22 protein-coding genes and 1 tRNA gene are annotated in these 22,731 nt (G+C 65.0%); 8 read left to right on the top strand and 15 right to left on the bottom strand.

The genetic code is table 11. From position 1 onward, the window contains the following. Nucleotides 1–4 precede the first annotated feature (4 nt). The gene (locus tag LVJ94_21770; GenBank protein WXB09845.1) at nt 5–1,168 is read left to right on the top strand and encodes an ABC transporter permease; all 1,164 of its coding nucleotides are present in this window, start codon (nt 5–7) and stop codon (nt 1,166–1,168) included. A 142-nt stretch (nt 1,169–1,310) separates the two neighbouring features. Here the strand turns inward: LVJ94_21770 and LVJ94_21765 are convergent, their stop codons facing one another. After that, a complete protein-coding gene (locus LVJ94_21765; protein ID WXB09844.1) occupies nt 1,311–1,835 on the bottom strand; it encodes a hypothetical protein in 525 nt (174 codons plus the stop codon). Nucleotides 1,836–2,042: 207 nt separating this feature from the next. Here LVJ94_21765 and LVJ94_21760 point away from each other — a divergent pair, with 207 nt between their 5' ends. After that, nucleotides 2,043–3,215, top strand: coding sequence for an AAA family ATPase (locus tag LVJ94_21760; GenBank protein WXB09843.1), 1,173 nt, complete (start codon nt 2,043–2,045; stop codon nt 3,213–3,215). 8 nt (nt 3,216–3,223) lie between these two features. After that, nucleotides 3,224–3,898: a tRNA (adenosine(37)-N6)-threonylcarbamoyltransferase complex dimerization subunit type 1 TsaB gene (gene tsaB / locus LVJ94_21755; GenBank protein ID WXB10741.1), complete on the top strand. Its 675-nt coding sequence runs from the start codon at nt 3,224–3,226 to the stop codon at nt 3,896–3,898. On the opposite strand, the gene LVJ94_21750 is transcribed toward tsaB, so the two are convergent. Continuing rightward, nucleotides 3,882–4,682, bottom strand: a complete 801-nt coding sequence (locus LVJ94_21750; GenBank protein ID WXB09842.1) for a PA14 domain-containing protein — start codon at nt 4,680–4,682, stop codon at nt 3,882–3,884. The genes tsaB and LVJ94_21750 overlap by 17 nt on opposite strands. A 73-nt stretch (nt 4,683–4,755) precedes the next feature. Further along, nucleotides 4,756–5,433, bottom strand: a complete 678-nt coding sequence (locus LVJ94_21745) for a hypothetical protein (protein ID WXB09841.1) — start codon at nt 5,431–5,433, stop codon at nt 4,756–4,758. Nucleotides 5,434–5,599: 166 nt separating this feature from the next. Between LVJ94_21745 and lon the strand changes: the two genes are divergently transcribed. Together lon and LVJ94_21735 are read left to right on the top strand one after the other, a co-directional pair. Then, nucleotides 5,600–7,936, top strand: a complete 2,337-nt coding sequence (lon, locus tag LVJ94_21740; protein WXB09840.1) for an endopeptidase La — start codon at nt 5,600–5,602, stop codon at nt 7,934–7,936. Between the two features lie 10 nt (nt 7,937–7,946). After that, nucleotides 7,947–10,235 carry a hypothetical protein gene (locus tag LVJ94_21735; GenBank protein ID WXB09839.1) on the top strand — a complete coding sequence of 763 codons (2,289 nt, stop codon included), beginning with the start codon at nt 7,947–7,949 and terminating at the stop codon, nt 10,233–10,235. Here LVJ94_21735 and LVJ94_21730 read toward each other — a convergent pair. From LVJ94_21730 to LVJ94_21715, 4 genes are all read right to left on the bottom strand, one after another. Beyond that, nucleotides 10,213–10,635, bottom strand: a complete 423-nt coding sequence (locus LVJ94_21730; protein WXB09838.1) for a RidA family protein — start codon at nt 10,633–10,635, stop codon at nt 10,213–10,215. The genes LVJ94_21735 and LVJ94_21730 overlap by 23 nt on opposite strands. Further along, nucleotides 10,632–11,063, bottom strand: a complete 432-nt coding sequence (locus LVJ94_21725; protein WXB09837.1) for a RidA family protein — start codon at nt 11,061–11,063, stop codon at nt 10,632–10,634. Before LVJ94_21725 ends, LVJ94_21730 begins: the two co-directional genes overlap by 4 nt. Before the next feature lie 77 nt (nt 11,064–11,140). Further along, nucleotides 11,141–11,878: an arginase family protein gene (locus LVJ94_21720; protein ID WXB09836.1), complete on the bottom strand. Its 738-nt coding sequence runs from the start codon at nt 11,876–11,878 to the stop codon at nt 11,141–11,143. 425 nt (nt 11,879–12,303) lie between these two features. Further along, the gene (locus tag LVJ94_21715) at nt 12,304–12,957 is read right to left on the bottom strand and encodes an RNA ligase family protein (GenBank protein ID WXB09835.1); all 654 of its coding nucleotides are present in this window, start codon (nt 12,955–12,957) and stop codon (nt 12,304–12,306) included. Between the two features lie 68 nt (nt 12,958–13,025). Between LVJ94_21715 and LVJ94_21710 the strand changes: the two genes are divergently transcribed. Further along, on the top strand, nt 13,026–14,153 hold the full coding sequence (locus LVJ94_21710; protein WXB09834.1) for an AAA family ATPase: 1,128 nt from the start codon (nt 13,026–13,028) through the stop codon (nt 14,151–14,153). Here LVJ94_21710 and LVJ94_21705 read toward each other — a convergent pair. Together LVJ94_21705 and LVJ94_21700 are read right to left on the bottom strand one after the other, a co-directional pair. Further along, on the bottom strand, nt 14,136–14,576 hold the full coding sequence (locus LVJ94_21705) for a hypothetical protein (protein WXB09833.1): 441 nt from the start codon (nt 14,574–14,576) through the stop codon (nt 14,136–14,138). The two genes, LVJ94_21710 and LVJ94_21705, sit on opposite strands and share 18 nt — an antisense overlap. Before the next feature lie 69 nt (nt 14,577–14,645). Next, nucleotides 14,646–15,134 carry a MarR family transcriptional regulator gene (locus LVJ94_21700; protein ID WXB09832.1) on the bottom strand — a complete coding sequence of 163 codons (489 nt, stop codon included), beginning with the start codon at nt 15,132–15,134 and terminating at the stop codon, nt 14,646–14,648. Nucleotides 15,135–15,224: 90 nt separating this feature from the next. Here LVJ94_21700 and LVJ94_21695 point away from each other — a divergent pair, with 90 nt between their 5' ends. Beyond that, nucleotides 15,225–15,689 carry a GNAT family N-acetyltransferase gene (locus tag LVJ94_21695; GenBank protein ID WXB09831.1) on the top strand — a complete coding sequence of 155 codons (465 nt, stop codon included), beginning with the start codon at nt 15,225–15,227 and terminating at the stop codon, nt 15,687–15,689. A gap of 87 nt (nt 15,690–15,776) precedes the next feature. Continuing rightward, a tRNA-Phe gene (locus LVJ94_21690) sits at nt 15,777–15,849 on the top strand. A gap of 304 nt (nt 15,850–16,153) precedes the next feature. Here the strand turns inward: LVJ94_21690 and LVJ94_21685 are convergent. The 6 genes from LVJ94_21685 to LVJ94_21660 are packed head-to-tail and all read right to left on the bottom strand — an operon-like array spanning nt 16,154 to nt 22,676. After that, entirely contained in the window at nt 16,154–17,224 is a 1,071-nt protein-coding gene (locus tag LVJ94_21685) for an HAD-IIIC family phosphatase (GenBank protein ID WXB09830.1), read from the bottom strand. Continuing rightward, nucleotides 17,224–18,402, bottom strand: a complete 1,179-nt coding sequence (locus tag LVJ94_21680; GenBank protein ID WXB09829.1) for an acyl-CoA dehydrogenase family protein — start codon at nt 18,400–18,402, stop codon at nt 17,224–17,226. Before LVJ94_21680 ends, LVJ94_21685 begins: the two co-directional genes overlap by 1 nt. Next, nucleotides 18,399–18,641 (bottom strand): phosphopantetheine-binding protein, encoded by a 243-nt coding sequence (locus LVJ94_21675; protein WXB09828.1) that lies wholly within the window; start codon nt 18,639–18,641, stop codon nt 18,399–18,401. The genes LVJ94_21680 and LVJ94_21675 overlap by 4 nt, the downstream gene beginning before the upstream one ends. Before the next feature lie 8 nt (nt 18,642–18,649). Then, nucleotides 18,650–19,522 carry a 3-hydroxyacyl-CoA dehydrogenase NAD-binding domain-containing protein gene (locus LVJ94_21670; protein WXB09827.1) on the bottom strand — a complete coding sequence of 291 codons (873 nt, stop codon included), beginning with the start codon at nt 19,520–19,522 and terminating at the stop codon, nt 18,650–18,652. Continuing rightward, on the bottom strand, nt 19,522–21,636 hold the full coding sequence (locus LVJ94_21665) for an FkbM family methyltransferase (protein WXB09826.1): 2,115 nt from the start codon (nt 21,634–21,636) through the stop codon (nt 19,522–19,524). Before LVJ94_21665 ends, LVJ94_21670 begins: the two co-directional genes overlap by 1 nt. Then, nucleotides 21,633–22,676, bottom strand: a complete 1,044-nt coding sequence (locus tag LVJ94_21660) for a zinc-binding dehydrogenase (GenBank protein WXB09825.1) — start codon at nt 22,674–22,676, stop codon at nt 21,633–21,635. The genes LVJ94_21665 and LVJ94_21660 overlap by 4 nt, the downstream gene beginning before the upstream one ends. Nucleotides 22,677–22,731 lie beyond the last annotated feature (55 nt).

Below are 22,731 nucleotides of genomic sequence, written 5' to 3'. Positions count from 1 at the left end.
GACCATGCTCATTGCCAAGTACAATCTTCGTAGTTTGTTCGCGCGCAAGACCACCGCGGTGGCCACGGCGCTCGGTGTGGCCCTGGCCACGTTGGTGTTCGCCGCATCGTGGATGCTTGCGGCCGGCGTGACCAAGACGCTGGGCGAAGGGGGAAGGGACGATACGGCGGTCGTGCTCCGAAAGGGGAGCGATGCGGAGTTGAACAGCAGCTTCGACGCGCAGGTTCTCGGGCTCCTTCTCTCCGCGCCCGGTGTGAAAAGCGAGGGCGGTGCGCCGCTCGGTGCCGCGGAAACGGTGGTGGTGGCCGCCGTGCCCAAGGTGGGGGCCGCGGGGATGAGCAATGTGACCCTGCGCGGTGTGGATCCGCCGTCGTATGCGCTTCGCTCGGATCTCGTCATCGTCGAAGGGCAGAAGCCGCGACCGGGCACCGACGAGGCGATCATCGGTGCGCGCCTGCGCGGGCGCTTCGAGGGGCTCGATCTCGGGAAGTCGTTCGAGCTGAGGAAAAACCGCCCGGTCACCATCGTCGGCGTCTTCGAGGATCGCGGACACGCCTCGGAGTCGGAGGTGTGGATCGATCGCGCGGTGCTTTCTGCGGCCTTCGGGCGTACGGCCACCGTGTCGTCGGTGCACGTGCGTCTGACCGACAAGTCGCAGTTCGCGGCCTTCGAATCGGCGGTGGAGCACGACAAGCGGCTCGCGCTGGATGCCATCGAGGAGCCGGTGTTTCTCGAGCACCAGTCCGAAGGCCTCAGCTTGTTCTTACGGGTCATGGGCACATTGATCGGAGTCTTCTTTTCGCTGGGCGCCATGTTGGGCGCCACCATGACGATGCATGCCGCGGTGGCCAACCGCGAGCGCGAGATCGGCACCTTGCGCGCCCTCGGATTCCCCAAGCGGCAGATCCTCGCCGGCTTCCTCGTCGAGGCGATGACCCTGACCGCCGCAGGCGGCGCCGTCGGTGTGCTTCTCTCGACGTGCCTCTCGCGCGTGAAAATCTCGATGATCAACTACGCCACGTGGTCCGAGCTCGTCTTCACCTTCTCACCGACCACGGAAATCCTGGTGAAGGCCGTCGTATTTGCCGCGCTCATGGGCCTCGTCGGCGGCTTCTTCCCCGCTTACCGCGCCTCGCGGATCTCACCTCTCGCAGCACTCAAAAGCTAAGAGAGAGAGTCACAGGAAGACGGGAAGACGGGAAGATTTTTTGTTGTTGGAGCAGTACCTTCGGAAAAAGATCGCTGCTCAAAAATACAAAAAAACTCCGGCCTTCCCGTCTTCCCGTCTTCCTGTGAATTTCTGGGAGGGCTTAGAGGGTGCCGATGGTTGCGTTCGTGCAGACCGAGGGGCAGTTTTCGCCGTTTGGGTGCGTCTCTTGGTAGTTGGCGCGCTCGGAGAGGCCTTTGACCTCGGTGCTGCCGCGTCGGACGCGAAGCTCGTACTTGTCGTTGGCCTTGTCGACCTGGAAGTCGTCGATGGGGATGATGGCCTCCACCGAGTACGATTGGCCCGCCTCCGCCACATCGAGCGTGGTGTCGTTCGGAACGCCGCCCGCGAGGAGCACCGTGCGCTTCTCTCCGCGGACGGTGGGCACGGCGTCCACCTTGCCCTCGCTGCATGAGCCGTTGCGGCACACTTGGAGTGACGTTCCCGTCATCTGGTCCGCGGGCAAGGTGACACGAAGACGCAACGTCACGTTGTTGATGCACTGGAGCTCGGTGCAGTCGTTGTTTTCGGAGGAGCACGCCCCCGCACCCGGGATGAGCAGGAGCCAACCTGCCAAGAGAACCAACCCAGCAAAACCATAGCGACGGGGAACGATCGGCGAGCGCATCTTCGACGAACTCTACGGAACTTCGATCGCGATTTGTATGGAGCACGGGATATCCATGGGATCCCGATGTCCCAGGCCGTTTCGGGGCGTGCAATCGGACCGCGCGAGAGGGCCGCAATTGGACGGCGTGTCATCGGGGCTCCCCATCAGGAAGAACCCTGGTACTCTGCCAACCTACCGGCGGGTGAACGCCCGCTTCCCACACGCATGGCGGCCGCCCTCGAGAACCAGTCCCTTCACGTTCGTCTCGCCCAAATCGCTCGTACGCTCGAAGGATTTTTCCTCGGCAAGGAAGAGGTCATCCGGCTTCTCCTGATTTCGACGCTGGCGGGTGAGCATGCCGTGTTGGTCGGCCCGCCCGGCACCGCGAAGAGCGCGTTGATCCGCATGTTCGCGCGGCTCATTCACGCGAACTACTTCGAGTACCTGCTCACGCGCTTCACCGAGCCGAACGAGATTTTCGGTCCGGTCGACATCGCCGCCTTCCGGGAAGGCCGCTACGAGCGGCGCATTGATGGCATGCTTCCGCGCGCCGAGATCGTCTTTCTCGACGAGGTGTTCAAGTCGAATTCGGCGATCCTCAACGCCCTGCTCACGTTGCTGAACGAGCGGCGCTACACCAGCGGCGGCACTGTGCTGCGCTGCCCGCTGCTCTCGTGCTTCGGCGCCTCGAACGAGGTGCCCACCGACGAGACGCTCACCGCGATCTTCGATCGGTTCATCCTGCGCATCCGCAGCGACAACCTCGACGCGTACCACTTCCAAGATTTGCTCGAGAAGGGCATCCGCAACGAGGCCTACGCCGACGCGCCCATTCAGCCTTTGGCCAGTGCGCAGGAGATGGCCCAGTTCCATCGCACGTTCGCGCGCAATCTGCAGTTTTCCGAGGAGTTTCTCTCGGCGTACAAAGGCTTGGTCTTCCAGATCCGCGCCGAGGGCATCACCCTTTCCGATCGCCGCGTGGTGAAGATCCTCAAGTTGTTCGTCGCGAGCGCGTTTCTCGATGGGCGGCAGCAGGCCGACGCGTCGGATTTCTTCGTGCTCAAGCACATCTGGAACAACCAGGACCAGGCGGCGATCCTCGAAGGCATCGTGACGCCCGTGCTGGAGGCGCACTACCGCGACCACCCGAACCTCAAACGGGTCGGGGCCATGGGCATCGGCATCGAGGCGCTCGCCGGGGAGATCGACCGCATTCGCCAAGTGCTCACCGGCAGCGCGGGCCTCGGCGACGTGCAGCTCTTCAGCCAGCTGAAAGCGCTCAACGAGATCAAGGTCGCCCTCGGGCAGTCGCCCGATCCGCGTGCCCGCGAGCTCACCGCGCGCGTGGATCAATTGCTGGAGGCGGCGTTTCGCAGCGGCCGCTTCGCCCAGCTTTGACGGTGGGCATGCGCATCGTGGCCGTCGATACCTCCACCGCCCTCGGGTCGGTGGCGCTGCTCGAAGGGGAGCGCATCGTCTTCACCTCGGAGCGACGGCTCTCGAATGCCCATGGCGAATCGCTGCTCTTGGCCATGGATGAGGCCATGCAGCACGCGGGCTGGACGCCGCGGGACGTCGAGCGGTGGGCCGTGGGCATCGGGCCCGGTTCGTTCACCGGCACGCGCATCGGTGTGGCGACGGTGAAGGGGATCGCACTAGGGACCGGGCGCGAAATCGTCGCGGTCACGTCGTTCGAGGCGGTGCGCTGGGGGCTCGACATCGCGCCGGACGAAACCGCGGTGAGCGTGCTTCCGGCGATGCACGGCGAGGTCTTCGTCCAATGGGGCGACGCCGAGCCGTTGCACCTGCCGCAGGCCACGGCGGCGGCGCGCATCGTGGAGCTCGTGGGGGGCGCGGGGCCGCTGCTCATCGTGGGAAGCGGAGGCCCGCTCGTCGATTGGGGCGGGGCCTCCGTTCGCCTCGTGAACGAGGCCCCCCACGACGTGCCGCACGCCGCATCGATTGCGCGCATCGCCGGGCAACGCGCGCCATCGACGGAATCGGAGCCTTCGCAGCCTTCGCAAATCGAGCCGCTCTACGTGCGGCCGCCGGATATCACGCTGCCTAAAGGCTCGTCGTAAAGGCGCGCTCGGGGCTCGAGGGCGCCGCGACGAAGAGTTGCAGCGCCGCACCGCCGACGCCGCCTTGGAAATAGTCGAGCCGGATCCGGTGCGTGCCGGCATTGAGGTTCATGTTGCGCGCACCACCGCCGACGCCGTGGAGGCCGTCGTTGTCGAGCTGCTTCACGTCGTCGATGTACAGGTTCGAGCCGTCGTCCGAGAGCATTCGGAAGCTGTAATTCCCGGTGCGGGCGACGGTGAACGTGCCCTCGTAGCGGATGGCGAACCACTCGTTGCGCGTGTTGTCGATGCCGGGGAAGCCGTCGCGGAAACTGCGGCTCGGGACGTCGATCGAGCGCGTGTAGAGGACGCCGATGGGGCGCATGCTCGAGAGATCGGGAAGGCGAGAGGTCCCCACCGGGAGGGCGTAGACGAAGCCGCGCAGCGAATCGGCCGATGCCTGGCCGTTGCCAAACGCGTTGCCCGAGGTGGCGATGGGCACCGAGTCGCCGCCCGGCAAGGTGTAGCGCGGCGCCTGCGGCCCGGGGTTGTACGGAGGCGGATTGTACGGCGGCGGGTTGTTCGTCGTCGGCCCGCCGTAACCCGGCATGGGCGCACGGCGCGGACCGCGACCACCCTCCTGGGGCGGCTCGTTGTACGAAGGCGGCGGGTTGTAATTCGAGGGTTGCCCGCTGCCTCCGGTGGTTGCCTTGAAAGACGCTTGACATCCCGTGGTCGCAACCAGGGCAACGACCCCAGCAAACGCGACGACGCACCTACGGCCAATATTCAATTCGTATCGCATGGACTCTCCAGGGGCAGCCTATTCGCCGCGTTGGACGGGTCATCCCCGCCGATCAGTCAATTTCCGTGCGTCCTCAGTCGAAGTCCTCGATTTTCCAGAGCCCGTGCTCGCGCACGAGCTGCATGGTGCCTGCCCCGTAGGGCATGGTCGCTCGGTCGCCCGCCTCTTCGATGGACGCGGCCGGGAGCGCTTGCCGGAGGGCGGCAATGAGCTGGGCCATCTCTTCCTTGTCGTAGCCCTCCCAGGCCTGTTTCAGCTTGGCGCCGTCAAGCCCCTCTTTGTGGCCGTCGGGCACGTAGCGCAAGATGACGTCGTAGCGCCGCCGCTCGAGCGCGCGCACGAAGCCTTGCACCGCGTGGCGGGGCGTGTCTTGTGCGTAAAGGTCGATGGCGTTGGACTCGACCTTCCACTTGCCCTTTTCGAGGACCAGCTCCAGCTCCTGGCCCGACGGGCTCGTTACCACGGCCGTAACCACCGGCGGGGCGGTGGGGCGTTGCAGCGCCCGACCGATTTCGCGCACCTCTTCCGGGCTGTCCTTCAGCATGCGGCGGAAGGCGTCGGGCGAGATGCCGCGCCGTGCTTCATCGCTCAGCATGCGGTAGGCGTCGTCGGAGCGGCCTTCTTCGAGGGCGCGGGCGTACCCGCGCAGGGCGCTTTCCGGGTCTTCGGCTTGGCCCGCACCACAAGCCGTGAGGGCCGAGACAGCCGCCGCCCACGCAACCATGGCCAAGAAACGGGACTTCGTCCGCATTGGCGCGAAGGAGTACCACGACCGGCCTCCACTGTCATCGCCTCGCGCTTTTCCGTTCGTTACGTTTGTCGCTAAGATCCTCGATTCGCGGTATCACCAGAGTGTGAGCGAAACGCGTTCGAGCGAAGGCGAAATGGTCCCGATTCTGCCGCTGAGGAACAGTGTCGTGTTCCCAGCGAGCGTGGTTCCCATCAACGTGGGGCGTGCGCGAAGCGTGCGACTCGTCGAGGATCTGCTCGGCCAAGAGCGCGCGGTCGTCGGCATCGTCAGCCAGCGCGACGCCGAGGTCGACGAGCCCGCGTTCGGCGACCTGTACGACGTCGGTACGGTCGCCCGCGTGGTGAAGGTCATTCGCTTGGGACCGAGCAACTACTCCGTCGTGCTTCATGGGGTGTCGCGGCTGAAGATGGTCGCCCCGCTGGGGCTCGAGCCGTACATGCGGGCGCGCATCCGCCGCATCCCCGAGAACCTCGAGCGCGACGTGGAGCTCGACGCCTTGGGCGCGAGCCTGCGCGAATCGATGCGCGAGGCCCTGGCGCTCATGCCCAACCTGCCCAAAGAGACGGCGGGCATTTTGGACAACGTGCGCGAAAGCGGCGCCCTGGCCGACTTGATCGCCTCGAACCTCGCGGCCGAGCAGGCCACGGTGGCGGACAAGCAGCGCATCTTGGAGACCTTCGACGCGAAGGCGCGCGTGCGGGCCGTCGCGGCCATCGTGGGCAAGCAGCTCGAGCTTCTGCGGGTGCGCCGCGAGATCTCGACGATGGTGGCCGACGAGGGCAAATCCCAGCGCGAGCTCATCCTGCGCCAGCAGATGAAGAGCATCAAAGAGGAGCTCGGCGAGGGCGGGGAAGACGACGAGGTGGAGGAGCTGCGCGAGCGGCTGCGCCTGGCCCAGCTTTCGGAAGACGCGCAAAAGATCGCGAAAAAGCAGCTGTCGCGGCTCGCAGGCATGCAGCAGCAGTCGGCCGAGTACAACGTCACCCGCAGCTACCTCGAGTGGCTGGCGGACATGCCGTGGAACAAGACCACGCACGACAAGCTCGACGTGGCGGACGTGCGCCGCTGCCTCGACGAAGATCACTTCGGCCTGGAAAAGGTGAAGAAGCGCATCGTCGAGTACATCGCCGTGCGCAAGCTGCGGGCCGACAAGAAGGGGCCGATCCTCTGCTTCATCGGCCCGCCCGGCGTGGGCAAGACGTCGCTGGGTCGGTCCATCGCGCGCTCGATGGGGCGCCGCTACCACCGCATTGCGCTCGGCGGCGTGCGCGACGAGGCGGAGATCCGCGGGCACCGGCGCACCTACGTGGGTGCGCTCCCGGGCCGCATCGTGCAAGGCTTGAAGAAGGTCGGCGTGCGCAACCCCGTGTTCGTGCTCGACGAGGTCGACAAGCTTGGCGTCGACATGATGGGCGATCCGGCGGCGGCCCTGCTCGAGGTGCTCGATCCGGCACAGAATGGGACCTTCCAGGATCATTACCTGGACACGCCGTTCGACCTTTCGCAGATCACCTTCCTGGCGACGGCGAACAACCCGGACACCATTCCGGCGCCGCTCTGGGACCGCCTCGAGGTCATCGAGGTGCCCGGCTACACGCGCATGGAGAAGCGCAGCATCGCGCGTGAGTTCTTGGCGCCGAAGCAACTCTCCGCGCACGGGCTGACGCCCGAGCGGCTCGAGTTCACCGAGCCAGGTATCGAGACCATCGTCGACAACTACACGCGCGAGGCCGGAGTTCGCGGGCTCGAGCGCGAGATTGGTGCGGTGTGCCGCCACGTGGCCATGCGCCTGGCCGAGGGCGAGGACGTGCACGAGGTGGCGACGACCGAAATGGTCGAGAAGGTGCTCGGCGCACCCCGCTACTCGCGGGAAACGGCGGAGGATCAGCTCGTCCCGGGTGTGGCGACGGGGCTCGCATGGACGCCGTCGGGGGGCGACGTGCTCTTCATCGAGGCGACGCGCATGCCCGGCAAGGGATCGGTGGTGGTCACGGGCAACCTGAAGGCGGTGATGCAGGAGTCGGCCACCGCCGCGGTGACGTTCGTGCGCAGCAAGGCGTCGTCGCTCGGGCTGGAGCAGGAGTTCCTGCGCTCGATCGATCTGCACTTGCACGTGCCGAAGGGCGGGACGCCGAAGGACGGGCCCAGCGCGGGAATCACCATGTTTTCCGCGGTGGCGTCGCTGCTTCTGCATTGCCCGGTGAAGCGCGATGTGGCCATGACCGGCGAGATCACGCTGCGCGGGAACGTGCTGCCCGTCGGCGGCATCAAGGAGAAGCTCCTCGCGGCGCACCGCGCGGGCATGAAAGAGGTGCTCATCCCGGCGCGCAACGAGCGCGATCTGGACGATGTGCCGAAGGACGTGCTGGCCGAGTTGCATATCCACTTGGTGAAGCGGGTGGACGAGATTCTGCCCCTGGTGCTGGAGCCCCCGGTGGCCGCACCGCCCGAGACTCCGAGCACCCCGCCGCCCGAAGGCGACGACGGCGTCCACGCGGTGTAACTGCGCGGCGATGCCGTCGATCTGGCGTTCGCGCCCGCAGCGCATGGCGGCCGCCGTGGTGGCGGTGCTGCTCTTCGCGGTGGGCTTTTTGCCGCTGTTCGGCGGGCCAGGGTACGAGCATGCCCTGGCCAGCGGCATCCTCGTGCCCAACGCGGCCGCCATCGCGACGGCGCTCGAGTCGAGGCGGTGGCGGCCCCCGCCCGTACAGGCGGCCGTGCGGGGGGTGGCCAGTGGCCTCGGGCTCGCACTCATTGCCTGGGCAACGGCCATCGTGCATGGCTTGCGTGTCGGCTTTTGCGATGCGGCACGCGGGACCTTGGGCTTCGTTCTGACGGCGGCCATCGGGGCGGTGCTCGGTGGCGTGTGGGGCGCGTGCGCGGCGGAGGTGACGCGAACGCGCTCGCGCAGCGGGGTCGTGGTGGTGGCGGCCCTCGCGGGGCCCCTTTCGGGCGTGGTGGTGAGCCTGTGGCGCTTCTACGCCTCGCCCATGGTGTTCGCCTTCGATCCGTTCGTCGGGTACTTCAGCGGCACGCTGTACGACACGGTCATCGACTCGGGGGCCGCGCTGCTCACGTACCGGCTGGGCAGCCTGGCGAGCCTCACGGCCGCGCTGTTCGGCGCATCGCTGCTCGCGCGAAACGACGATGGATCGCTGGCCTGGGCTGCGAAGGATGGCACGAGCATCGCGCGGGCCGCGTGTGGGGCGCTGGCATTGGCCGCGAGCGTGGCGGTGACGGCGTTCGGTCCCGAGCTGGGGCACTGGCAGACGCCGGCCACCATCGCGCGCGAGCTCGGTGACAAAAAGAGCGGGCCGCGCTGCGACGCCGTCTATCCGGACGACCTTCGCGAGGAGGAGGCGCTGCTCGTGCTCAAGGACTGCGAGGAGCAAATCGCCAGTGTGGAGCACACGCTGGGCGCGCGCGGGCCGGAGCGCATCACGGCGTTCTTCTTTCGGGATGCCGGCGAGAAAAAGCGCCTCATGGGGGCAGGGGACACGTACATCGCCAAACCCTGGCGGCACGAAGTTTATCTGCAGATGCACGGATACCCGCACCCCGTGCTCGGGCACGAGATCGCCCACGTCATTGCGGGAAGCTTCGGCCGCGGGCCCTTTCGCATCGCCGGTGCGTGGGGTGGCCTCTGGCCGAATCCCGGGTTGATCGAGGGCGTCGCCGTCGCCGCATCGCCCGACGAGGACGAGCTCACCGACGAGAGCTGGGCGCACGCCATGCTGGATCTCGGCATTTTGCCGCGGGCGCGGGCGGTGTTTTCCATCGATTTTCTCGGGCAATCGGCGGCCAAAAGCTACACCGTTGCGGGCGCCTTCATCCGCTGGATGATGCAGCGCTACGGCGTCGACAAGGTGCGCGCCATTTACGGCGGGGCGCGTGTCGAGGATGCGGTGGGCAAAGGGTGGGATGCGCTCGACGACGAGTTCCGCGCGTCGTTGGCCGCCGTTCCTTTGGCGCCGGAGACGCAGGCGTACGCCAAGGCCAAGTTCGATCGGCCGGCCATTTTCGGCCGCCGGTGCCCCCACGTCGTCGACGCACTGCTCCACGAGGCCGACGCCTGCCGAGACTCCCACCGCGAGGAACGGGCCCGGGAGCTCTACGACGACGTGCTCCGTCGCGATCCCGAATCGTACTCGGCGCGCTACGGGCGCGGGCTGCTCGAGCTTCGGGAGCCGGCCCATCGCGGTGAGGGGCGTGCGGCGTTGGAGCGCATGGCCGCCGATCCGGCGACGCCGCGGACCTTTCGCGATCGCGCCGAGGAGGCCGTCGCCGACTGGGACTTTCTCTCCGGCGCCTACGACGCCGCGTCCGATCGCTATCGGGCTCTTGCTTCGCGCACCGTCGACGAAGATCTGGCGCGGACTCTGGAGGTGAAGGCGCTTGCCGCGCACGAGCCTGCGGCCCGCGAGCCGATGGCCACGTTCCTGCTCGGCACGAAGACGCGGTCTCCGGAGCCGCTGCTCGCGGGTGCGAGAATCGGCGCCTGGTCGGAGCGTACGCACGATGCCCTTGCCGATTACATCCTCGGCAAGAACCTCGCGCAGCGCGGCTGGCACGAGGAGGCCCTGGCCTACCTCGATCGCGCCCTTGCTGCGGGGCCGCCCACGGTCCGCATCCACCGGGAGACGCTGCGGTCGATGGCCCAGTGCGCGTGTGCCCTCGGCGATCGCGCACGCATCGACCGCGTGCGCGCACAGCTGGCGGCCCCCACGAGCCCCTTTCCAAAGAGCGGAAGCGGCCGCCTCGAGTCGGTGGAGATGCTGCTCACTCGCTGCGCGCCGCCTTAGCGGCAGGATCGACGACGGCCATGAGGTCGATCTCGATGAGGAATCCGGGTTGCGAGAGTCGCGTGACACCGATCAAGGTGCTCGGCGGGCGGCCGTCGCCGTACTTGGGCAGCTCGGGATCGTGGAAGACTTTGAGAAACTCGTCGACGTCGCGCACGAAGGTGCGGCGAAACACGACGTCGTCCCAGGTGGCGCCGGCTGCCTTGAGTTGAATGTCGAGGTTGTTCATCACCTGCAGGTACTGCCCGCGGTAGTCGCCGGCGGCGACGCACTTGTAATTCTCGTCGGACGGCGTTTGGCCGGCGATGAATACGAACTTCACATCGCCTTGCACGGTGACGACACGCTTGAAACCGGGGTGCGCGTAGATGCCCGGTACATCGAAGTCTTCGCGTTTCATGAGGATTCCTCGGTGCGCAGAACGGCGGTGGCCTCCACCTCGAAGAGCATTCCCTCGAGCGCGAGCCTCGGAACGGGGATCAAGGTGCAGGTCGGTTTCATGTGAGCTTCCCACACGCGATCCAACTCGGCGCCCAAAATGTGCAGTTTGTCCTCGGTATGGTCGACGATCAACACGGTGAGCTTGGCCACGTCGCGTGGGGCTGCGCCCGCAGCCGCCAAGGCCGTGCGCACGTTGTCGAGCGCTTGGCGCACCTGCCGCTGAAAATCGGGTTCGAGTTTTCCTTCCGCGTTCTCGCCGCCCTGACCGGCGACGAACACGAGGCGCGCGTTGGGCGCAACCAGCGCCAAATGCGAATAGCCATTGGGGGTCGGATCGTAGAGGCCGGCGGGATTTTTGAGCTCCAGATTCGTTCGGCTAGTGGACATGGTTCTCCTCGACAATACGGATACGTATTGTCCGTAGAGCCGAACGCCCCGATGTCGAGCCCCGCGAACGCGTTACGCTACGCGAGCAGTTCGCTCGCGAGCTCGCGCAAGATGGTGCCGGCGCCGCGGTGGCGGTGCCAGTTGCAGGCGATGCAGACGGCGGCCGTGCGCCCCGTGGCGAGGACGCGACGAAGCGCAGACCGCACGGCGGTGAGCGAGGGGCCGTCGTTGGCGGGAAACGTCAGCCCGGGGAGGTCGCCGGGATCGATGACGTCGACGTCGAGGTGCAGGTAGATGGGGCCGTCGGGGAGCTGCGCTTCGTCGAGGTCTTCCACGGTGCAGCGCCGGATTTCCGAGTTTGCGAGGTAGGTGACCTCGGGCGGATCGAGATCGCGGGCGCCGACGAGGCGGATGCGGCTTTCGCGCACGGTGCGCAGGCCCAACGGGTCTGCGAGGTAGGGGCGCCCATAGCCGGCTAGCATGCGGAGCGGCATCCCCGCCAGGTAGCCCGAGGTGCTGGTCTCTAGGGTTTGCACGTCCCCGTGTGCGTCGAACCAAACGACGCTCGGGTCGAGGCCGCGGCGTTGCAAGCCCGCGACGATGCCAAGGGAGGCCATGCAGTCGCCCGCGACGACCGCAGTTCGCCCGGTCTCTTGCGCGACCGCGGAGGCCACCTGCTCATAGAGCGCACGGAGCGGCTCCCACGTCGTGGCGCCGGGCGGGCTTTCGGGGCGCGTGACCGTGCGCGTGGCCTCGGCGGGCCAGTCGAAATCGGCCAAGTGCTCGTCGAGATGGTACGGAACGAGGAGGGGCATCGTGGCAACGATAGTGCGATTTCGCCCGTCGCGACGTCGCGAAATTCGTATCGGCGTCCCGTGATATCACGAGAAAGCGATCCATGCTCGTGACGTGATGCCCCATGCTCGTGACGTGATGGCTGAGGGATAAAGGGGGTTACGGGCCATTCGCGATTCGCGATTCGCGATTCGCGATTCGCGATTCGCGATTCGCGAATTGCGAATCCATGAATCCCCCTCCGGCCGCGACGTTGGCGCTTTCAATGCGACCCGGGGGGCCCGCCCCTGCGGGCGCGGAATGCCATGCGGAAGGGGCGGTGTGCGATGAATCGGGGAAGCATGGCATGAGCACCCGCTTTGGGGCGGGCAGCAGCGCGAAATGAGGACATGGAGAACACCGGAGAGCGCTGCCGGGTGGGGCAGCATCTCCTCTTCGAAGGACTCTAGTGGCGGAGGCGCTGGGGCGTGATGCCCTGGTGCATCCAGTGTTCGTCGGTGGTGACGTGGTCCTTGCGGACCCACTTGGCGAGATTCCGAGGGAAATCCGTGTTGGCGAAGGAGGCGGCGCGGCGGACGACCACGCCCTCGCGCGTGCCGCCGAAGGTGGAGGGCTGGGCTGCCAAGTCGCCGGTGAGCTCCTGGAGCTGGCGCTCGGTTTCGACCGCGCCGCGGAAGAGAACGGGCACTGTGGGAAGGCCGAGATCGGCCGCTTGGGTTGCCACCATGTCCCATTCCCACCAGATGCCGGCTTCGTCGTCGCGAACGCCGAAAACCAGGGAATGGTTGGGGAGTGCCTCGTATTCGATCGAGTGCACAGCGTAACAGTATTCGCAAAAGATGGAGGTGCCCTCGGAAATCAAATAGCTCAATCGCGCGTGCGTGGCCTTGGCCAGGTCGAAGCTCGGGTGCGAAGGCGGGCCCGCGTGCGAGCGCGAAAAGACGCTATGGCGCGTGTACGTGAGGTTGCTGCCATCGCATTTCTCGGTCACCACCAATTCGACGCCGAGCAAACCGGAGACGTCGCGCAGACGTTTGTCGTCCGACGTGCCCCCGGGCGACCAGGGGAGGTGAAATGAGCGCGGATACTTGGAAGACACGGCCCGGAACGGTAGCAGATCGCGCCCGTGGATTCGCCCGGTGCGCAGGCTGGCGCTATAGAGACGGCATGGTTCCCATCGATCTTCCCCAAGCACCCGATTACCGCGTGCCGTGGGACGCGCTGCAGGTTTTTCCCTGGGTGCGTGCGCTGGAAGCTTGTCCGCAGGATCCGATTCACCACGCCGAGGGCAACGTGTGGATTCACACGCGCATGGTGTTGGAGACGCTCGCGGGGATGACGTCTTGGCGCGAGTTGCCCGAGGAAGACCGCCGCGCGGTGTACCTCGCGTGCCTTCTGCACGACGTGGCCAAGCCGGCCACCACACGCACCGAGGACGACGGGCGCGTGACGGCCAAAGGGCATTCCCGTCGCGGTGAGCTCATGGCTCGAAAGATCCTATGGGAGCTCGGCGAGCCGTTCGGCCTCCGCGAAAGGGTGTGCGGCCTGATTCGTTATCATCAGATTCCCTTTTATCTCATCGAACGCGAGGACGCGCGCCGCATGGCCGCCGAAATAAGTCTCGTGGCCCGCTGCGATCTGCTCTCGTTGGTGGCCGAGGCGGACATCCGTGGGCGGGTGTGCCAGGACTTGCAACGCATTTTGGACAATATCGATTTGTACCGCGAATATTGCCGCGACGAAGGCTGTTTCAATGGCCCGCGCACGTTCGCGTCTCCGCACACGCGCTATACGTTCTTTCATTCCGAGGGCCGCCATCCCGACGTGGAAGCGTGGGACGACACCAAGGTGAATGTGGTGGTCATGTCGGGCCTTCCGGGCTCGGGCAAAGACACGTACGTTAAAACGCATTTCCCGAATTGGCCCGTCGTATCCTTGGATGGATTGCGCGAAGAGCTCGATATCGATCACTCCGACAATCAGGGCCAGGTGGTTCAAACCGCGCGCGAGCGTGCCAAGGAGCATTTGCGGCGCGGTGAGCGGTTCGTATGGAATGCGACGAACATCTCGCGGCGTTTTCGCGCGCCGTTGTTGTCGCTGTTGGCCGATTACCATGCGCGAATCACCATCGTGTACGTCGAGGCGCCGCGCGAGGCGCTCTGGTCGCAGAATCGCTCCCGCGACGCCGTCGTTCCCGAGCGGGTCATTCGAGCCATGATGGATCGCTGGGAGGTGCCCGACGGCACCGAGGCCCACGAGATCGTGTACGCGGTGCCGTCAGGGCACGGGGCGTAAAAGGTGTAGAATGCATACGGCCGCATTGGCGGCCATCAGGGTGAAGTCCACGGCGAAAATGAGCCGCATGGGGCCGCGCCACACGGGCCAAAGCGAGCTTCGACCGAGCGCGATGGGGACGTTGCCGGCAAATTGTGTCCCATGCCCCATCGCAAAGACGGCGGCGAACAGCGCGCGCTGAACGGGCAGGGGAAACAGGTGTCCGAAGAGCAGGAGAAGGACCGCGAACAGGGCCATCGCCAGGTTCATCCCCCCGAGGAAGCGGAGCGATGCGGCGACGATCTCGAACAGCGGTGATGAGCGCGTATGCGGCGGGACGAGCAACTTGGCCGCAGGCAGCGGCCGCAGGGAAAAGGAGCCGAAGGCAATGCCGAACCAGAGCGCGTTCAACCCGAGGACGGTGTTGAAGAGGAAAGCGTGCATCCTCGGCGCAAATTAGCACCGTGCGCTCTCAGGTCAATATGATTGACCTGAGGATGGCAGGGCGAAAGGCTACGCGCGGCGGGCCAGCACGGCCATGATCTCGAACCATGCGCGGCGATGGCTCGGTTTGACGACCTTCAGGGCTTCGCCAATGGCCTTTCGTTCGCGTTTCGACGCGGCATTCTCGATGCGCGCGCCCTTCGCGGTGAGCCGCAGGATCTTGCTGCGATGTTGCGCGGGGTCTCTCTGCGCAACGACATAGCCTTCGTCCTGAAGCTGTTTGAGCGGTTTGTGCAGCGCCTGCTTGCTGACGCCGAGAAGCTCCAGCAGCGCGCCGACGGACAGGCTTTCGCTGCGGGCGATCGCGTAGAGCACGCGGTGATGCACCCGCGACAGGCCGTGGTGCTGCAGAAAAAGGTCGGCCTCGGCGACCAGGCCGCGAAAGCCGAAGTGCATGAGCAGCAGCGCGCCGTCGAGCGAATGAAGCTCCCGCATGCCCGAGCTTTTGACGGGGGGCAGCTCGAACGCGGGGTTCTCCCCGACCTTCTTCTTTTTCATCGACGTGAGGATTAGCCGCTGCAGGCGAAAAATTCACGGAATCGAGAAGTCCGAGATGCCTTCGTCCCGCGCGATGGTTATTGAAGTGGGATGATCCTGCGCGATGTGACGGAGGACGACCTACCCACCCTGTTCGAACACCAACGCGAGCCGGAGGCGCAGCGCATGGCGCAGTTTCCCGGGCGCGAGCGCGAGGCGTTCATGGTGCACTGGCGGGACAGGATCCTGGCCAACCCCGCCAACACCAAGAAGGTCATCGAGGTCGGCGGCGTGGTGGTCGGCAACATCACGAGTTGGGACGGGGAGGGCATGCGCCTGGTCGGCTACTGGCTGGGCAGCGCCCACTGGGGCCGAGGCCTCGCCTCCGCCGCCCTGGCCGACTTCGTGGCCCACCACGAGCGGACCCGCCCCCTGCACGCCTTCGTGGCCGTCCAAAACATCGGCTCCATCCGCGTCCTGGAAAAGGCCGGCTTTCGCCCCGTCGGCGCCCCCACCACGGGCTCCGACGGCGTCACCGAGCTCCTGATGCAGCTCGAGAGCTCGCCACCCGCCTGACGCCCGACCCCGCCTCGAAAATGTTTGGGTCGCTGCGCGATCTCGTTGACAAGGGGTCCCACGCTCGGGCATGAATCGCAGCCCGGAGCCCAGGTAGCTCAGTTGGTAGAGCAGGGGACTGAAAATCCCCGTGTCGGCGGTTCGATTCCGTCCCTGGGCACTACGATGTGCGCGTGATCTCCCCCCGCGGACCGTGGTGTGTGATGAAGGGCACGAAGGTTGCTGTTCGTGTCCTGGATGGCCTGGTTTGCCTCCGTCACCATACAGATTCGACACAGGCTCCGCGTCGCTAGTGGCGGCGTGCTCGGTGGCTGGTCACGAGTGCGATCGACGAGCGGTCAAGGAAGAGAAGGAGGTTCGGCGCAAGCTCGAGGTATCTCGCGTCGACCTTTCGGCTTGCGAGGCTCGGCGGGTGTTTCCCGTCGAGCCGGGCGGCGATGTCTCGCAAGCGCGAGGAAGACGTTTCAAGTCTGAATCTCGACGTCGATGTAAGATGGGAATTTTTGCACATTGGAAAAGTCGTTTTCCAAAATAGAACGATTCCCGTTACGATCCACTTCGCGAAAGCCCGCGAATTTGTAGGTGATGTACATTTGCCGATTGCGGTTGGTGGCGACGAACTCGGCGCGTAAGAGGGCGCCGGCATCTCGCGCCCGTTCGATGATGTGGTTCAAGAGGACGGTGCCCACGCCGCGGGACATCACCCGGCAGGACATCAAGAGCAATTTGAGCGTCCACACCGCGGCGGTTTTCTCGAGCAGGGCGAGTCCAATCTTTCCGTAAGTTCCGTATTTGTCGGTCAAGCTTGCGATGAGCAAGTCGTGATTCGTTGATTGCCGAAATGCGGCCAATTCGTCGTACGAATAGGTGTAGCCCGTTGCGTTGAGTTGGTTGGTGCGCACGGTGAGCTCTTCGGCGCGTTTCAAATCTTCTTCCTGGGCGCTGGCAATGACGAATTGCATGTCCAGCGAGGCGAGGAATTCGTCCGGGCTGCCCTGGTGGGCATCCTCCACGGTTTTACGTTCGATGTCCGCCTGGTACATCTTGCGCCGCACGCGCGAGTCGTCGGTCACGAATCGCGGATTCATTTCAGGAAGATCGGCCATTTTGGCCACGTCGGCGGCGTCGATGCACCGGACCTGGGGGTGGGCGAAGCTCACCTCGTCGCGCTCGAAGGGCTGGTCGTCGACGAAGGCGATGGCATCGATTCCGAAGTTCAGGGCCTTGGCAATTTCCTGAATGGAGGTCGATTTGCTTCCCCAATGGATCTGCGGATACAGAAAATACTCCGCCAAGCCGAGCTCGCGCAGTTTGGCCATGGCCGTCGCCGGATCGTTGCGGCTGGCGATGGAGTGCAGAATGCCACGTTCATCCAAGGTGCGGATGACGCGGATGGCTTCTTCGCGCACCCGGACGTTCACATCCTCGAGCAAAATGCCGTCCCAGATGGTGTCGTCGAGGTCCCACACGACACACTTGACGGTCTTCTTCTCGTCATTCCGCGCTTTCGATTCCACCGCCGCGCCGGTCGTCATCACTTCCTCCACGAGTCCGTTCCGCTGGGGATTCCATGGCTGCGAGCGTGCTCTTGGTAGGCATACTCGGCGATGGTGATTTGCTGAATTTGTGAGCTTCCTTCGATGATTTCCATGATCTTCGCATCGCCCAAGTAACGCTGGAGCGGGTAATCGCCCGCCGCGCCGTTGGCGCCATGGAGCTGCAGTGCGTCGTTGGCCGTGCGCACGGACGCCGTCGATGCGAAATATTTCGCCATCGACGTGGCGGCGAGGGCCGCGGGATCTTTGCCGTCGCGCAGGCGGCCCGCCTCCATGCAGAGCAGCTCGGAGGCGTGCAGATCGGTGAACATGTCGGTCACCTTCTGGCGTACGAGTTGATGCTCTTTGAGAAGCACGCCGAACTGCTCGCGCCGGCCGGTGTACGCGATGCATGCTTCCACGCACGCCCGCTGGATGCCGACGCAGCCCCAAGCGACGGTGTAGCGTCCCGAATCGAGCGCCATGGAGGCCACTTGGGAGATGCCCAGCCCGCGCCGGCCCACGATGTTGTCCGCGGGCACGCGGCAGCCTTGGAGGCGCACGCTCGCGGTCATCGAGGCGCGGATGCCGACGAGATCCATGATGGGATCCGTGCGAAGGCCGGGCCGTTCGCGTTCGACCAGCAAGGCGGTGGGCCCTTCTTCGGTGCGCCCGAAGACGAGAAAGAGATCGGCCACGGACCCGTAGGTAATCCACGTCTTGTGCCCGTCGACGATGAAGGCATCGCCCTCGCTTCGCATGGTGGTCGTGACGCTTTTGGCGTCACTTCCCACGTCCGGCTCGGAGAGCGCGAGCGCGCCGATTCGCGCCCCCGAGGCGAGCTGGGGAAGCCACGTTTCCTTCTGCGCGCGGCTTCCCCAGCGCAGAACGGCTTGCGCCACCATGGTGTGAACCGTGAGAAGGCTGCGCAAGGACGAGCAGCCGCGCCCGAGCTCGGCGGCCAAAAGGCCCAGGGTGACCGCGTCATTGCCTCCACCGCCGAAGCTCGCGGGAATGGACAGCCCCAGGTAACCACGCTCGGAAAGCCGCCGGATGATCTCGGGCGGGGTGGCCTGGGCGCGATGCCAATCGCCGGCGAAGGGCGCGATGTGGTCGTCGACGAAACCGCGAAATTCGGCGTGTGCCGCCTCGTGCGCTGGGGTCAAGGAAAGCGTCATGCGGCTTTCTTTTGCACGAGGGCCACCAGGGCCCGAACCGAGCGAAAATTGTCGAGTTCCATGTCCTCGTTGTCGATCTCGATGCCAAACTCGTGCTCGATGAAGTTGACGAGCTGAATGGCGAACATCGAATTGACGAATCCCAGACTGAAGATATCGTCCTCGTCCCGGAGCTCGTGCCCGGGGAAGAATTTGGTCAAGTAATTGCGGATCTTCGTTTTGCGGTCATCCGACGTCATGGCTTTCCTCAGGAGTAATCGTAAAACCCGCGCCCGGATTTGCGGCCGTGCAGGCCTGCGTCCACCATCTTCTTGAGGAGCGGACAAGGTCGATATTTGTCGTCGTTGAAGCTCTCGTAGAGAACCTCGATCGAATAAAGAATGGTATCGAGCCCAATGAGGTCCGCCGTCTCCAGCGGACCCATTTTGTGCTCGAAGCAGCCTTTGAAAATCTTGTCGACGTCGGCCGCGCTGGCCACGCGGTCCTGCACGAGGAAGACCGCCTCGTTGATGGTCAGCATCAGGACGCGGTTGGAGACGAATCCGGGAACGTCTTCCACGACGACAGCCGCCTTGTTCATCTCGGCGAGCAGCCGCTTGCCGGTGTCGATGGTCTCCGGGGTCGTGTGAAATCCGCGAATGACCTCGACCATGGGCTTGAGTGGCACCGGGTTCATGAAGTGCATACCCAAGACCTGCGAGGGGCGTTTGGTGACGGAAGCGACGCGGGTGATGGATATGGCCGACGTATCGACGGCGAAGACCACCTCCGGCCGGCAAATGGGATCGATGCGCTCGTAGACCTCTTTTTTGATGGGCCACTTCTCCGTCACGTTTTCGATGACGAAGTCGACATCCGACAAGCGTGCGTAGTCGGTGGTAAAGGTGATGCGCTTGAGCACTTCTTTGACGTCGACCTTCTGGGCCGACTTGCCAAAAAGGGCGAACGCACGAACCCCGTTACGTATTTCTTTGCGGGCGCGTTCGAGCACGTTGTCGGAGATGTCGACCAGCACCACGTGGTGGCCCGTCTGTGCGAGGTCTTGCGCGACGCCGACCCCCATGACGCCGGCGCCCACGACGCCGACGGAGGTAAATTCCAATGTGCGCGTCGGGGCCATCACGATCCTTTGCGAATGGCGTAAATGTTGAAAATGTTGGTTCCCACGTACAGTGCGTCCTGCTCGGCGATCACCGAGAAGCCGCGGCGCTCGAACAGTTCGACGAGCTTGCCGACGCGACCGCCCTCGTCGTGGGCTTCGAGGACGATCTGCGAGAATTTCGGCCAGTCGGCATCGTCGATGCCTTCGATGACCTCGAGCTCGCACTTTTGCACGTCGACCTTCATCAGGTCCACGCGCTCGATGTTCTGCTCGCGCAGGACGTCGCTCAATCGGCGCAGCTTAGCGTCGAAGGTCGTGGCGGCAAAGCGCACGTCCAGAAGCTCGCTCGCGTGTTCGCCGATCTGGTCCACCGCGGCGTCGCCACTCCGGCGTTGATTCTCGATGATGGTCTGGAGGTTGTGCCGTTCTTCCGCTTCGTTCGGGTGGAACGACGACATGCCGGCGCTGTGCGGATAGAAGGTGAACGGAGCTTCGCACTCGAGATTGGACAATCCAACATTGAATACGGTGGCTCGGATCCCATGTTGGGCGACGTTGCGCTGGATGATCTCGAACAGCGGTGGTGCGGGTTCGAAGGTGAAGATGCGGACGTTCTTCGCTTCGGTGTGGGCAAACACCGTAAAGAGGCCAATGTTGCCTCCGACGTCGAGCACGCAACCGCCATCGGGGATTCGAATGCCGTGTTTGACGTAGGACCGATGGGCGAAGATATCGTCGTAGAAATGCCGCGTCTCGGCTTCGTTCTGGTGCGCGATCGACAAGCCATTGGGCAGCCGGAAAAGCGAGCCATTCACGGATTTGGGCGAGGCGGACGACCGAGTGGGGAACGACCCACTGCGCGGGGCGTCGAGGGCCGCGGCCATGAGCTCGAGGGTTGGCACTTCGTAGATGCGCCGGAGCGGGAGTCGAACGCGGAAGGTTTTGGAGAGACGATCGAGAAGCCGGGTGGCCTGCAGTGAGTTGCCGCCCAATTGAAAAAAGTGTGCATCGAGGGCGGGGGCCTCGCATTTCAATACAGCCTGCCAAATGGCGGCGAGCTCCTGCTCCGTCTTCGTGAAGGGCCGCTTCGCCGTTGATTCCTTTTCGAGCCCGTCGAGACGCGCGGTGGCCTTCTGGAGCACCGACGTATCGGACTCTGGATCCAAGGCGTGGCGCATCGAAGGAACGACGATGCGTGCCGGGGCGGGGGAGACGAGGCTGCTCAAGGTCTGTCCGGGGCCGACTTCGAGCAGGGCCTGCGACGTCAACGCACCGAGGCCCTCGGCGAAGCGCACGGGGCGGCAGAGATGCGCGGCCCAGTAGGCGGGATCCGTGGCTTGCGCGGCCGTAATCCATGTGCCGGTGACGTTGGAGACGTAGGGGATCTTCGGAGCGTGACGCGCGAATCCCCGCACCAGATCGGTGACGCGTCCGGCGATGGGCTCCATCATGTTGGAGTGGAAGGCATGCGACGATTGGACGCGCCGGAACGCCGCACCGCGATCGCGCAGGCGCGTTTGAAGTTCCTGCACGGCCTCGGGTGAGCCCGATGCGACGCAAAACTCCGGACCATTGACCGCCGAAAGCGACACGTGTCCGCCGAGAAGCGGCTCGAGCTGCGCTTCGGAGAGCATGACCGCGAGCATGGCGCCCGCCGGGAGGGACTCGACCAGGAGCGCGCGCCGGGCCACCAGGGTGAGCGAGTCTTCGAGCGAGAGCACGCCCGCGAGGCACGCGGCGACGTATTCCCCGAGGCTATACCCGATCATGGCCTCCGGCTCTGCACCCCACGCTTGCCATTGCTTGGCCAGTGCGTATTCGAGGACGAAGAGCGCGGGGTGCGCATTCCGCGTTTCATTGAGCCGGCTCTCCTCGGGGGTCGGTGCGCGGCCGTCGCGCCCGAGCATCCTTCGAAGATCGAGCTTCTTGCCCGCGCTAGCTGGCAGCGGCGGCGGCGCACTCTGTGGATGCATGAGCGTGCGGATATCGACGCCGAGTTCGGGCTCGAGGAACGCGGCGCAGCGATCGATCTGCTCACGGAAAACGGGGAGCGTGCGATACAGCTCGAGCCCCATGCCGACATGGTGATCGCCGAGGCCGGGGAACATGAACGCGATGGATCTCGTACTCATTCGAGAAGGTCCTCGTTGACGGTAAAAATGGGAAAATACGAATCAAGACGCCCGTGCGCATATTCTTCCGCCAGTTCGGGAATCCGATCCCAAGGGTATGCCTCCTCGGGAACCGGCGGGAGCCACCCGTTCTCGTGGGCAAACCGGACGGACTCGACGCCCTCTTCGTAGCGTGCGTAATGCGTATGCACGTGAATGTGGCGGCCGATGCATTCCATGGCGCGCGAGTTCGCAAACGTGGCGCCGTGCTTCCAGCCCGAGGTGGTGATCACCCCTTGCCGCGCCAGCGCTTTGAGCGCTGTCTTGTACGCGATACCGAGATTGTCCACGAAGATGGATACCCCGAGGCCGCCGCTTTTCGCCTCGACGGCTTTCAAGAACTCCTTCTCGAAGCTCGCGTCGGACCATCCGCTGCGGTCGATGGGGTCGATTCCCAGCTCGCTCAGGAGCGCGAGCCGGCTTGCCTTCGACGTGACCATGGCCACCGAGCAGCCCATCGCCCGGGCGAGCGAGAGCTCGGCGAGCGCGACGCCGCCACCCCATGCACACACGAACTGGTCCTTCGGCGGCGAGCCATCCATCTGCGATTTCCAGCAGGCGTACGCCACGCGCCAGTTGGCCCATGCCGTCACGTAGCGTAGGGAGAAGGCGGCCCATTGCTTCAAGGAAGCGCGCGACTCCTTCGGGATGGGAACGAGCTGCCGGTGGTGCATCTTGGTCGTCTTGGCGAGCACGCCCACCGTTCCCGGTGCGTCGTAACCAAGAATGCGCACGGGATATCCGTGGGCATCCCACGTCCCGTTGCAAAAGACGATGCAGTCATCGCCGGGCTGAAGGGTCGATACGTTCTCGCCAACCTCGACGACCCGAACCACGCCAGCATTGCCGATGACGACGGCGTCTTCGCCGCGAAGGGTGCAAATGTCCACCGGACTCCTTCGCAGCGCGTGATCCATATTTCCCTCCCAGCAGCCGTAGATCGGCCGGACGAGCACCTCGTCGGGGGAAATGGGCGGCAAGGTGAAGGTCTCGAGGCGCAAGGGGTCAAAGCTCCTGCTCTCGTCACCTTTTCGCAAAACCCAGGCTTCGGTCGTC

The sequence above is a fragment of the Sorangiineae bacterium MSr11367 genome (assembly GCA_037157805.1).
Classification (GTDB): domain Bacteria; phylum Myxococcota_A; class Polyangia; order Polyangiales; family Polyangiaceae; genus Pendulispora; species Pendulispora rubella.
Note: the sequence above shows the minus strand (reverse complement) of the source record. Positions and strands in the feature narration are given on the sequence as shown.